At 40.2% G+C, this 13487-nt stretch carries 11 protein-coding genes; 6 read left to right on the top strand and 5 right to left on the bottom strand.

Annotated features, from left to right (window positions below; genetic code table 11):
* Window positions 1-484 precede the first annotated feature (484 nt).
* The 5 genes from HYN59_RS16105 to HYN59_RS16125 form a co-directional block, all read right to left on the bottom strand.
* Window positions 485-2485 (bottom strand): beta strand repeat-containing protein, encoded by a 2001-nt coding sequence (locus HYN59_RS16105; RefSeq protein WP_108779257.1) that lies wholly within the window; start codon window positions 2483-2485, stop codon window positions 485-487.
* Between the two features lie 40 nt (window positions 2486-2525).
* Window positions 2526-4841, bottom strand: a complete 2316-nt coding sequence (locus HYN59_RS16110) for a hypothetical protein (RefSeq protein WP_108779258.1) — start codon at window positions 4839-4841, stop codon at window positions 2526-2528.
* A gap of 63 nt (window positions 4842-4904) precedes the next feature.
* Window positions 4905-5114 (bottom strand): hypothetical protein, encoded by a 210-nt coding sequence (locus tag HYN59_RS16115; protein WP_108779259.1) that lies wholly within the window; start codon window positions 5112-5114, stop codon window positions 4905-4907.
* A 202-nt stretch (window positions 5115-5316) separates the two neighbouring features.
* Window positions 5317-6066 (bottom strand): response regulator transcription factor, encoded by a 750-nt coding sequence (locus HYN59_RS16120; RefSeq protein ID WP_181369465.1) that lies wholly within the window; start codon window positions 6064-6066, stop codon window positions 5317-5319.
* 129 nt (window positions 6067-6195) lie between these two features.
* Window positions 6196-9183 (bottom strand): sensor histidine kinase, encoded by a 2988-nt coding sequence (locus HYN59_RS16125; protein WP_108779261.1) that lies wholly within the window; start codon window positions 9181-9183, stop codon window positions 6196-6198.
* Window positions 9184-10011: 828 nt separating this feature from the next.
* On the opposite strand from HYN59_RS16125, the gene HYN59_RS16130 reads away from it, so the two are divergent.
* Genes HYN59_RS16130 through HYN59_RS16155 form a run of 6 tightly spaced genes read left to right on the top strand, consistent with a single transcriptional unit; the run spans window position 10012 to window position 13484 of the window.
* Window positions 10012-10533: an ankyrin repeat domain-containing protein gene (locus HYN59_RS16130; protein WP_108779262.1), complete on the top strand. Its 522-nt coding sequence runs from the start codon at window positions 10012-10014 to the stop codon at window positions 10531-10533.
* Window positions 10530-11306 carry a T9SS type A sorting domain-containing protein gene (locus HYN59_RS16135; RefSeq protein ID WP_108779263.1) on the top strand — a complete coding sequence of 259 codons (777 nt, stop codon included), beginning with the start codon at window positions 10530-10532 and terminating at the stop codon, window positions 11304-11306. The genes HYN59_RS16130 and HYN59_RS16135 overlap by 4 nt, the downstream gene beginning before the upstream one ends.
* Before the next feature lie 34 nt (window positions 11307-11340).
* Entirely contained in the window at window positions 11341-11709 is a 369-nt protein-coding gene (locus HYN59_RS16140; RefSeq protein ID WP_181369466.1) for an OB-fold protein, read from the top strand.
* Between the two features lie 8 nt (window positions 11710-11717).
* Window positions 11718-12578 carry a DUF5777 family beta-barrel protein gene (locus tag HYN59_RS16145; protein ID WP_108779265.1) on the top strand — a complete coding sequence of 287 codons (861 nt, stop codon included), beginning with the start codon at window positions 11718-11720 and terminating at the stop codon, window positions 12576-12578.
* 2 nt (window positions 12579-12580) lie between these two features.
* Window positions 12581-12931: a hypothetical protein gene (locus HYN59_RS16150; protein ID WP_108779266.1), complete on the top strand. Its 351-nt coding sequence runs from the start codon at window positions 12581-12583 to the stop codon at window positions 12929-12931.
* Between the two features lie 4 nt (window positions 12932-12935).
* The gene (locus HYN59_RS16155; RefSeq protein WP_108779267.1) at window positions 12936-13484 is read left to right on the top strand and encodes a YceI family protein; all 549 of its coding nucleotides are present in this window, start codon (window positions 12936-12938) and stop codon (window positions 13482-13484) included.
* Window positions 13485-13487: the final 3 nt, after the last annotated feature.

A 13487-nucleotide genomic window follows, 5' to 3' on the forward strand; every position in this document is an offset into this window, starting at 1 on the left:
TAACGATAACCAACCCATACATTATGATAGGGCTATCATTTAAAAATAACCCGCAGGCACATACATACCTGCGGGCTCAAACCGAAGCCGTAAAGCCTCATCTAAAATGTTATTTTTGGTTACAGTAAGCATATCGCACTACCTGTAAGGAATTAAAAAAAACCCGCAGGACCTTACATACCTGCGGGCTCCAAACCCAAAGGCTACCAACCTTTGGCATCCAACTAATCTACAAATTATTTTGTACTGGCTGGGAATTTAACACCCCCGTGAAAAATAAGCCGCAAGTCCGAAAGCCTGCGGCTTCCCCAAAAAATGAAGGCAAGCGCCTCCGACATCCAAAATAAATGCTTTTAACACACGGCAGGGGCGGGGGCCCTGCCCACTGCCATGGTTATTGCCTATGTAAGGCATAGTTTTCTATTCCGTCCCTGTTTAGTAGTGGCCTATCTAACCACTGATATACCCGTAGCAATACAATATCTTATCTCGGGAATACAATAAATTCGAATGTACCTGTCTGCCCTGTACCAGTAAATTCCGTAAACTGGATTGTAAAGCCTGTTGTTGTCCTGCTGGTTATCCAAGGTTCCGTTACGGCATCATAATTCCCCTTTAGAATCATTGATATGTGGTAATTCGCATTCGCCATTGGGGTTGAAAAGTTAACTGTTATTTTATTACCGGCAGGTTTAGAAGCAGAGGCGACATTATAACCCAGGTAAACCGTAGCTGCTGCCGGGCTGCCGCCTCCGTAAATATCACCCAACTCTATACTTCCGTAAGCACCATAATTGTTACCTCCAATCGCAACCCAGGATGTACCGTTGCTATACTCCATCAGGCCTGATGTACTATTATATCGCATAGCGCCTGCTCCTGCTGCTGCTGCTGTTTGTGAGCTTGTACCTACACGTACTGCACCATTTACCTGTAGGGGGGTGGTGGGTGCTCCTACGCCTATACCAACGTTCCCTGTTCCGCCTTGCAGGACTACCCTAACTGTTCCATCGGTCTCATCAGAAATGGAGAAGTCCCCGTTTGTACCCATAGGTCGCGCGCCAAATGCCCAAGTATGCCCACCCGTACCGGTATTAGTAGAATAAATTGTGCTATTGTTCCAGCCACTTCCTGCCGCTGTAGCATCTCCTGATAAATGCAGCTTACCCACAGGTGCAGTTGTACCAATACCGACTTTGCCATTTTCATCAATCGTCATACGAGTGGCAGAGCTCGTAGTAAATTGCAAATCGGTCAGTCCAGTGGTGCCATTGCCTCTATAAGTAGAGCTTATCCCCGTAGAATTCCAAATGTTAGCAGATCCGTTCCATTGCCCACCAAAATTAAAACTGCCCGTTGAGTCACCATAGGCCAAGTTAGTGGGCGATGATTTTGTACCGCGGCTCCTGAACATTGCTATTCCTGGATTAGTACCATACGAAGTAATTACAAAATCATCTTTGCCTTCGTTCCCTGTAGCGTCGTTAACAATTTCCAGAACTGAAATGGGATTTGTTGTACCAATTCCCACATTACCACTACCTGTAATACGCATCAATTCACTGAAAGTAGTATTGTTCTTTGTTGTACTAAACACAAATCCGCCTGAACCAAGACCCTGATGGTTAAGGAAGCCATAATAGCCCTGCCCGGTACCACCTAAGTTTGTGCGGTTCCAGGTAAGGTAGCCACCCTCAAGATTTTGTGTAGCTGTACCCGCACCTGCAAAGTGGAAACTTCCTGCGTTATCCAGCGTAACACCCGGAGTGCTGGTACCTATACCTACTCTGTCGTTTACAGCATCTACATTCAGCGTACTGCCATCTATTGTGTAGTGGCTCGTACCGGTAGTAGCGGTTGAAGCAAAATTAAGTGTATTTGTACCCATGGTAACGGTAGTAGCTCCCGATAGCGACCCACTGCCTTTATAGATACCACCTGTACCCGTAGCAAGATCTGCATTGGCTACCGTGGCATCAACAATTTTTGCTGAAGTAACGGCATTGTCTGCAAGGTCGGCTGTTACAATTGTAGCATCGGCAATTTTGGCCGAAGTAACAGCATTGTCTGCAATAGTAGTAGCGTTGCTATTGGCTGCAGCCGTTACATCGCCGGTAAGGGCTGCCCTTTCGAACGTAGTGCCGTTTAGCGTTACTGTGGTAGATCCAGTATATGTGCCCTTATCTACGGCCACCCATTTGGTACCGTCTGAGTAATACAACCCTGGACTCACGGCTGTAGCGCCGCTTCCTGCAGTGGTAGTGTTATACACGGTTATACCGGCCACAAACGCGCTTAGCGGGCTGGGGCTGGCGGTGCTGCTTAGCGCCATACGCGGGAACAAAAGCCCCTTGTTGGTGCTTTCTAACTCAAAAACAGCGTTGCTGTTTACGTTCGTAGGGTTGTCCCCAATTTTTACCTGCGCGGAAACGGCAGAGGCCGTAAGAACGAAAAGCAGGAATAGAAATAATCTAATTTTCTTCATACTATCAAGGTTATTGTTGAAATTTTTAGGAGTCAGTGCGTTATTTAATGTTTATCAGTTTCGCATCGGCTATGGCGCCGTTCGAAAGTTTTATTTTAGCCATATACACGGCTTCTTCATGATTGAATGGTTTTGTAAGCTGTGTGCCGGAAAGTTTGTCGTACACCTCTATCAGCCTTCCGGCAAGGTCGTATACCTCTACCCTTTCCAAAAACCTGTTCGAGTTGACATTAAGCTGGCCGTTTTTAATATAGGCAGTGGCCGTAGCCTGGCTTACTTCGCCGTTATTTAAATCAGGCATCTGGTACACTACATAAAACCTGTCGTTTTGGCTTGCCGCTTCTATAGCGAATGTATAAGGGCTTACAGCAAGGTCCCAGTATATCCCATATTCACTGTCATACAGGTATACGGTTACATCCTGAGTAAAAATACCCTCCCGGTTACTTATACTAATACTAAATTGGCCTTCGTCACCGCTGCCTTTAGATACGCCAAGCGGAACGGTATCGGTAACCACAAAAGAAGGGCGCGTATTGATGGCGATCTTCTGGGTATCTATAAAACTGTACAGCTGCGAGGTGCTCACACTATTTCGCCCTGCATCATACAGCCTGTCATAACCCATTGTGGCTTCTTGAAAATAGCCGATCTGTATCTGGCTGAACACACCGTTATCGGCAGTCATGGTAAGCTTAAACCTGTCGCGCTCCTGCACATCCTGGGCTGCCATCCTGAAAAAGTTGTCATTCCCGTTGGTTATCCGCATACAGTTGGTATAGCTCACACTGCCGGTACCCAACGCCTTAACCCTGAACCCCTGCCCTGATGCTATTTTTCCTGTAGGCAACTGCGATGATGGGGAGGTGACTACATTACCCGCAAGATTCCACAAGGCATAATCTGCCTGGGTGTACTGGCCTGCACCCGAGCCTGTAGATGCTGTTGCTGCGGTCCAGAAATAAAGGGTACCATCGAGCAGGTCGTTTGCCCTTAAAAACCTTGCTGCATCCAGTGCACTGGGATACGGGTTTGCAAGCAGCTCGTAGCTAGACCCTCCGTTTGGAGAGGCAGGGTTGTTTGCCACCGTTACTGTTACATTACCATTGTTTGCAGTACCTGTTAACGGTAAATTTATCCTGGCCTGTGTAGTAGCATCTGTAAAAGGAGCCTGCTGCTTTACCCGGGTAATAAAACCTTTACCGTTTGTAATGGCCGTAAGGCTTTGCCAGCCCCCGCCGGCCCCGGTAACATATTTATATTTTTGGTCAAAAGCCCCGGCAGTAGATTGCCCTTCTGCTATGGCATTATCCAACTGGCTAAAGAAGTTTTCTGCAATCGGCGTACCCCAATATATATAATCCAACTTGCGTTTAAGCCCGGTTGTTTTTACCATTGCTATAGCCGGCGCCGTACTTGTAGTACTGCGCTGTACGATAGATGCTTCCGACTCCATATTTACCTTTCCGCTGCCAGTGCAGCCGTATACAATTTCCAGGTACTGCCCGTTTGCCAGGCTGATATCTGCATTTAGCACCAGCGAGTTACAACTAAGGTTACCGCTATATGGGCCATCAATAACTACCGGATCTGACAGTGTAGGCGGAGACGGGCTCCAGGAAGTTCCGTCCCAGGTTTTAATATTGCCCGAAGACGCTATAAGCGGTGCACACCCGTCTACTTTACCCGCCAGGGTAAAGTACCTGTATGTAGCAAGATTTACACCGGTAGCGGTCACAGACCCTTTGGTAATGCTGCTGTACCCGCCAAGAACAGATACGAAGTCTACCACAGAGGTCAGTTCCTCCCACCTGGCAGTAGCGCTGTTAAAACCTGCAACTACTACGTTGTTGATATCGTTTCCGGTAATTGAGGCTACATCGCTTGACTCCCTCCATGTTAAAGATACGGTTGCCGATGATGCCGTTCCCTTTATATCCCAGTATTCTGTAGCAGAAATAGAAGTAAGCGTAGTTTCTAATACGGCGCTTACAGCAGCGGGATTTGCAAGGTAATATGCTGCATCTGTAGCTGTTGCGGTGCCTGAAGCGATTTTCACCGGCGCATAAAAGCCTCCATCGCCTAACGGATACAAAAACGGGTCGCTGCCATTATACGAAGCATATCCGTTTATATAATGACTGTCCGAAGCGCCGTTTGCAGTTACGCCCGATTCAAAAAGGAGCTTGCCGTAAGCAGTAGTGTTTTTAAATGTAGCTGTTGCGGCAGGAGCATTCCCAAAATTATAAGATCCGGCAGCAACATACATTGACACTCCTGAAGCAACATATATGCTTCCATTATTTTGCACCTGGGCATTTGCATTGATGTATGCAAAAAAAACCAGCATCAGCATACAAGAACCGGAGTATAACCTTTTTTCCTTTTTTAAAGTAAATCTTTTTAACATAATTTGATTTTACAGGTTAACTTTTTTCTGCAGTAAGCCTTTTCTTTTAATAAAATAATAGGCCAGTAAAAGCCCAAGTAATGCTAAGTATACCTGGTAATGGTTTATAGGCACCTCATCCGGCGGCGGATCCGGCCCTTCCTCGTCATCCTGCGCAAACACTGCCAGCGGCAATGCAAACACAATAAAGCAATACACTTTAATTGTAAGTAACTTCATATCGAAAAAATTTAATATTAATAGGGGTTGTAATTTTCGTAATACCAGAAGTGCAGTATTAAACAGGCAACTTCTTATACATAGCGAAATTATAACCGGTGTGAAGAACTTTATATTTAAAAATTGATGCTGCTGTTTAAAAATCAACAAAACATTTTAACATTAGAAAAAAGGGGGCTTTCGATTTGAAATCCCCCATTTTCTATGTTGTCTTGCTTTTTATCCAGTATTGTTTTCTGTAGGCCTCAGGGCTGAGGCCGGTAAACTTTTTAAATGTTGCGCAAAAATTGGACGGGCTGTAAAAACCCATATCTGCTGCCACTGCAGAAACAGGGAGGTCTGTGGCTTCAAGAAGCAGTTTTGATTTTTCGATTTTCCTGTTGAGTATATAACTATAAGGAGTTGTACCCATAAATTGCGAAAACATTCTGATCATATGGTGTTTTTTCCACTTTGTAAGCGGCACGAGGGTGTCAATATCTATTTTCTCGGAAATATGATCGTCTATGTACCGTACCACATCTTTTATACGCAATGGGGCATCCTGGTTAGTAGTGTCTTTAGCCCTTGTTACATCGATATTTTTATATCTGTAATTATTTAAAACCACAGCAACATTAGTTTTAATATCGGCAGCTTTAAAAGGCTTTATTATGATACCATGGGGCCTGGTTTCCTTTATTCGCTCGATAGTTAATTTGTCACTATACGATGTAATAAATATATATGGAAAATTATCCTTTACTAAAAGATCGAGGGCAAGGTCTATTCCATCTTTACTTCTGCCTAAGTTTATATCCATTAACACCAAGCTGGGCTTTTGAGACTGAATTACCTTGAGGGCATCTTCCACATTAGTGCTATGTTGTATCAATTTATAGCCTTCATCCAATAATATTTCCTGTAAGTATCTGGCTACAACATAGTCGTCTTCAACAATCAATATTTTCACACACATTTACTTGTTTTTTTTCTTTATTTGACAAAAAATTAACTATATATTAAAAGGTAATTTCCTACAAATCTAAAATAAAGTAAATACTACATGTATGATTTATTGATACTAATATCTAATAATTGACTAAATTGTTGCTGCGGCCGGCAATGATATAGTGTACTTTACACCATTGCTTGTATCGATTTCTAAAGTTGCATGGAGCTGCAGGGCCAATAACCGGATAAGCTCGATTCCAAATGATTTTTCCGAAATTTTTTCCATATCAAATCCCGGCCCGTTATCTTTAATCATTATTATATAGGCATCATTGCTTTTTGCTATATTTATCGTTATCTCCAGTGCATCGTTATCTAGCTTTGCGTACTTGCATGAATTATTAATTATTTCGCATATTATAAGCCCTAAAGGTATAGCGGTCTGTATATCGAATGTAAAGTTTATATTTTCAAACAAAACCCTGATTTCGGATGAATCTATCTGGTACAAATCAATTATAGATGGTACCAGATTATTTAAATATTGACTAAAATCTACATGCTCTGAATTTTCAAAGTCATAAAGATTCTGATGAATTAGCGCCATTGATATAATACGGCTTTCGTTTTGTGTAATAAATGGATGATGGGCAGGGTATCCAAGTTTCCTGGATTGTATATGCAACAAGCTTATTATTAACAGAAGATTATTTTTCACCCTGTGATGAATTTCTCTCAACAGTATTTCTTTCTCACTTAAGGATTTAGACAGCAATGCCTTGGAAATTTCCAGTTGCTTAATTGCATTGTTTAATTCTAAGGTTTTTTCGGCAACTTTTTGTTTTAAAAACTTTTCGCGTTTTATATTTAAATAGGTACCAAACCGAAAAGCATAATAGACTGTTATTGATAGAATTGCACCAATAATTGCCCAAAAGAAGATTGTTTCGTAATACCTTTTTTCAAAATTAACAGTAAAAGTCCTTACTACACTCTGTGTAGTTCCGTGTGTAGTAATCCTTATGCTTACCTTATCTTTCCCCCCTGCTTTTCTTGCAAAGCTAAATTTATTGCCTGTTACCTTCTTCCAGGATCCATCACTATGCAGTTTATACTCTATACTCAGGTTTTCTCTGTTAAAATAGTAAGCATAGGCAAAAGACACTTCAATAATGGATTTATCTTTGCTAATACTATAGCTTTCGGGATTTGGATTAACAACTTCTCCATCGGCTAAAATTTTATCAATCACAATATCCCCTGTAAAAGCCTGCCTCTTTACCTTTGAAGGGTCATACCATAAAAAACCCTGCATTGTTGGGAATCCTATTATATTACCGTCATTTACCGATGGATGTGTGCATCCCCCATTAAATTCGTTTGTCACAAGCCCCTCCTGTATTGTAAACCTATAGAAATCTACTGCTTTACCTTGTAAGGTATTTTCAACTATTGAAGCCCTGTTTGCGAGCAACAAGCCCTCGTTGGTACTTATCCACATATTGTCGAATTTATCGGTCTCTACAGTATGTGCTGTAGTGATAGCGCGATTACGGTCGTTAACCTTATAATCTATCCCCGATGATACTAAATATAGTCCCTGCCCATAACAGCATACCCAGTAACTGCCAGAACTGTTTTTAACAATATTCCGCGCATAAACATTCTCAAGGCCTTCTATTTTTAAAACCTCCCTTGAAAATGGTTTATAAGCGTATACGCCATTTTCTGTACAAATTAAAATTTTATCATACCATGAAAATAAATTTGTGATCTTTGTATTCTTTAGAGCTTTTGCCAAAAAAAACTCCTTAAACACCCTGCTATTTTGTTTGTATATTACAGGTTGCTCAGGATTGCGGGTTGCAATCCACAATATGTCCTTATGCCAACAGTAACCCAGGTATTCACCCTTATTCTTAAATTCTTTTTCCAGAAGCGGCTTTGATAAAGTATTGATATCGAATAAAACTTTATTGCTTGCCTGTATATAAAAAGTGTGATTGTAATTAAGCAGAAAACCATGGTTACGTTCTGATACAGCCCTGTCATATACTACTTTGTCATCTTTCAGGTTATATCGCCATCCTGTAGCGCTGTATATGGTGTTTTCACCGATTTTAGCTATCGAATAATTAATGTTATTCTTATGTAGTTCAAATTGCAAAGACCTGAAAAAACTATGTTTTACCTGTAATATACCTTTAGTTGCGCTTGTAATAAAGTATATGCTACGGTTTTTATCATGGTATATGGCGGCAACATCATTTACTCCGATATTTACTAAAAACTTTGCTGTTAACTGATTGCCGGTATATTCAATTATATATAAAATGCGATTATGCAGAAGATATGCAGTGTCATCATTACCAACAATTATCCTGTTCGTTTCACTATCACTTATATCTGATTGCTCAAAAAAAGACTGTATCACCTTGTCAGTTTTTATCGGCCTGTCTTTTACTATAGAATTTAGGCGAACTTCATAAACCATTCCATTTTCTGACACAAATATTTTATTACCTGCTTTAAATAATAACTCAGTATTTTTTAGCCGAAGTGTTTTTATTAAACTGAAATTATTGAGATCGAAAATCTTCAATCGATTTGCATATCTTATATATAGATAATGATAGGCTATAAAAAAATTAATAAAGTTATTGTTCGGATATCTTTCTGGCTCTGAAATATTTGCGCAATCATTTTCGATTTCTTTTTTGAACTTACCATTAGTCAAAATCCATTTTGTACTGCGATCATGAACGACACTTTCATCCTGTAGTTTTAAATCAAACCTGCTTATATTACCAGTTTTAATTATATACCACTTCTTCGCCGGAGACGTTTGAAAAAGAATATCACCTGTAAAAACATTTTTTTCCAATATCACGATCCTGTTATTTTCAATATCAGGAAACCATTCATTTCTTATTTTAATAAGCTTTAATCCATCATACCTGTACAATCCCATTTCTGTGGCAATCCATAAAAAGCCGTCGGCATCCTGAACACAGCCACGTATGGAAACTAAAGGATTTACAGAATCGTTTATCCATCTGACATTTGTGTTAATCCGGGCATTCTGAGCATTGCACACGAAAGCAAATAATAGCAATAAAGGGGGAAAAAATTTCATACTGGAGAAACAGTTTAATAATGTGAATTAAATTTACCTGCTTGTACTTTTATGACTTACAAAAAGATTAAAGTAAATGAAAATTATAAAAATTGATTATTACACCATTTAATAAACTGCTGAATGCATTAGTTCTGAATTATATTGAAATCCACATATAGTTGTTTTTACATTGGCCTGTATATTAAATAATAAACCTCTGTAAACAATGTTAATCTATTAGCTGGTTATTTCTTTGGATTCTAATACTTAATAAGGTAACGCAGCCCTGCCAAAAATTTATATTGGCATTATTCCTGAAACGAGATAGGTCTTAAAATTAAAAAAAATAAACCCGGAAAAGATTATTGTTATAAATTAATCGTTCACTTATATTCTTAAGATCCGGAATTACGAACAGATTTAGAGATGAGAGTTCTATCTGAGCGTTCAGAATAATCATACCTTGCCCGAATTTTATCCCTATATATTTTGATAAGACGCTATTGATCTAAACCTGGATTGCTGAATTAGGATTATTCACTGTAAGTCCACTAAGACGGTTAAAACATTCTTACTGTTATACTGCGGCTTGAAGCCTTACTTCCTTCCCTTCTACAAGTAAAGCTGTTTCTCCTGCTTTTAATTTATGGCAGTATATGGGAATAACAACACTACAGGATATGGTTAGCTGCCGATGCAGGTAGTCCAAAAATTCCATCGTATACTTAATTTATATAAAATTATTCCGTTAAATAATTATTAAATACATGTTAAATCTTAAGCATAACTTAAGAATAATTGTAGCCATCCTGAAACTAGCTTAAGTAAATTTGAAACAAAAAAACGATGGATAAAATACTAATCCTTTGGAGCGCAATACTGCTACAAATATCAGTGTACGGGCAGCAAAAAAATGTTTTTGATATCGCAAGAAACGGAACCTTAAAAGAGATTGAAAACAGTTTCATTAATGATCCTGATACTATTAATACAATCGATCCAAACGGTTTCACCCCTCTCATTTTAGCATGCTATCATGGCAATAAGGACGTTGCCTTATTTATTGCGCAAAAAGCTAAAGATATCAACTACAAATCTGCAATGGGCACAGCCCTCATGGCAGCAGTAGTTAAAGGTGATGCAGAAATAGTAAAGGAACTGATAAACCTAAAAGCAAATACCGACAGTTGTGATGCTAACGGCAAAACAGCATTGATCTATGCCGTTTTCTTCAATAAGAATGAAATTGCAAAAATGCTTATACAAGCCGGAGCAAACACATCAATTAAAGGTAATGACAACAAGACTGCCTATGATTTCGCATTAAACAATAAAAATACAGAACTTATAATACTCTTAGACAAATGAAGACAAAAGCCCCGCTTATCCTATTATTGCTTTGTGCTGTTATAAGCACAGCCTATTCGCAGAAAGAAACGCCACTAACTTCCCTCGGCGGCTCAATGAGCATAAAGCTACGGATGGAACAAATGCCCTACCCCCTGCTAACTTTAACCTTAACGGGGCCTGCTACCAAATGGTTTTCCGTTGGCTTTCACGCTACAACAATGGCATCTAACACCGACTGTGTGGTATATTCCACGTCATTCACCGACCGAAAGCTGCCCGGAGGCCACAACGCCCCTGTTACAGATGCCGTGAACGACTGGACGGTTGTAAGCAATACCGTAGCGGGCACCGTACGCACTATCGTAGCGACAAGGCCGCTAAGCACAGGAGATTCAAACGATTATACTTTTTTGTATTCTGCTGCGTCTATAAATATAATCTGGGCTTATGCCAGCACCAACACCACAACTGTTACCAATCACGGCAATAATTATGGAACTGCCAACCTTGCGTTTTCAACCGTTTTAGGTAACGATGAATTCACTGACCCGCTAAAAGATGTTTTTGTTTATCCGGTACCGGCAAATGGTAAACTGTTCGTATCCAATAAAGCAGCCCTGCCAATTGACACCATTACCATTTACAATACCGCCGCACAGGTAGTAACATCGCTGTCTCCCGGCAATCCTAATGACCTGTCGATTGATATATCTTCTTTAGCAGCGGGCGTTTATTTTGTAGAAATTGTATCCGGTAAGGAAAGTACAGTCAAAAAAATACAAGTCAATTAAAGTTTTTATGAAAAAACGAACAATTAAAATAGTTATGATGGTACTACTATTTGGATCATTATCTGTTGTTATCGGATACTATTACCTGATGACAGGCGGCGGAAGGGATCTTGCTACCGAAAATGCAGAATATAGTGTCGCTTCAAAGAACATAGTTACAGAATTTGAATCTAACAGCACCACAGCTACAAAAAAATACATAGACAAAGCTATTGAAGTTGAAGGTGTTGTAACAGAAGTAAAAGACTCTGTCGTAATCTTAGATAAGACAGTGATCTGCAAAATGCAGCAAAAAGAGGGTAACCTGTCATTAGGGGCTCCTGTAAAAATTAAAGGCCGGTGTATCGGTTTTGATGATCTGATGGAAGAACTACAGTTGGATCAATGCTCTGTAATTAAATAACGATAAACATGAAATCAAAAATTTGGATTACAGCGGTACTTATTGTTACCGCCTGTACCCTTGCAAGCGCCCAGGACGATTTGTTAAAGGAACTGGACAGTGTACCTGCCCAAAAAGAAATCGAGACAGCAGCCTTTAAAGGATTACAAATATGCACTATGCAGTCGACAAAAATGGCCGCTAAAAATGAGTTTTATTTTGTGGTATCCCACAGGTTTGGCGATCTTACCAATGGGCTGGACAACTTTTTCGGGCTGGACAATGCCTATACCAAACTGGGAGGTATTTATGGAGTAACCGATTGGTTTTCTGTGGGGCTGTCGCGCCAGACATATAATAAAACCTTCGAGCTTACCGCAAAGTATAAACTGGCAAGCCAGGAAGTTAATGGGTTCCCTGTAACGATCGTGGGCTATAATACAATGGACATAAATACCAAGCTTAGTACCGATACATACCCGGGGCTAAAAGGGGTAAACCGTTTTGGATTTACAACGCAGCTCCCTGTTTCCAGAAAATTTTCAAATTCATTTTCCGCAGAGATAAATCCAATCTATGTACATAAAAATTTTTATGACCCTGCTACAGAGAAAAAAGACCAGTTTTTAATTGGTACAGGAGCGCGCTATAAATTAACGAAGAGGCTCAGTATAAATTTAGAGTATAGCGCCAGGCTTGGCGCCCCTGAAACAGCTGTTTACCACAACCCCTTATCGGCAGGGCTTGATATAGAAACAGGCGGGCACGTATTCCAGTTGGTATTCTCTAACAGCCAGGCCATGAATGATGTAGCTTACTTTACTAACGGAATTGGCCAGTGGAATGGCGGCGGTATTTATTTTGGTTTTAACATGTATAGAGTTTTTTAATCATGAAAACAGTAAAAATTATTTTAGCTATAGCAGGTGGCGTTGCAGCAATAGCCGCCTGTACATCCAACACTTACGAAGAAGTATCGGCGCCGGTATCGGCAAACCCCACTTATCAGGCAGACGTAAAAAATATTATTAACGCTAACTGTGTTAGCTGCCATAGTGAAAGCTTTGGGCAAACCCCTTATTTAGAGACGTATGACCAGGTAAAGAATGCAGTGCTGAGCAATGGCTTATTAGATGAGATAGCAGCCCCTTCCGGCGAAGGAATGCCGGAGGCGCAACGTCTGCCGCAAAGTCAGATAGACGCAATTAACCTATGGGCCGCAAACGGATTTTTAAATCAATAAGAGTATGAAAAAAACAGTTTTTGCAATCACGCTGCTGCTTGCAGCGAATTGCCTCTTTGCACAGAAAATGATGACCCGTAACGGAGAGATAAAATTTGAGGCATCGATGCCTGCCTTAGAGGAAGTGGCAGCTACAAATACTACAGCATCATGTATTTTTGACAAGGCTACCGGAGAATTTGTAACATTGGTACTGATGAAAGGGTTTAAATTTAAGGTACCCTTAATGGAAGAACATTTTAATGAGAATTATGTAGAATCATCACAATATCCTAAAGCCACTTTTAAGGGTAGAGTGCTTAATTTTGATGCCGCCAAACAGGCGGCATCTAAAATGGTTTACGATGTGGAAGGCGACCTTACGCTACATGGGGTTACTAAAAAAGTAAAGTCTAAAATTACATTCAGCATGGTAAATGGTAAATTGCTGGCTACGAGTAATTTTACGATAAAACCAAAGGATTACAATATCGAGATCCCTAATTTGGTAAAGAACAAAATTGCCGAACAGGTACAAATTGCTGTCAACTTTACTCTGGAAGAAAAGAAATAAATT

The sequence above is a fragment of the Flavobacterium album genome, assembly GCF_003096035.1.
Taxonomy (GTDB): domain Bacteria; phylum Bacteroidota; class Bacteroidia; order Flavobacteriales; family Flavobacteriaceae; genus Flavobacterium; species Flavobacterium album.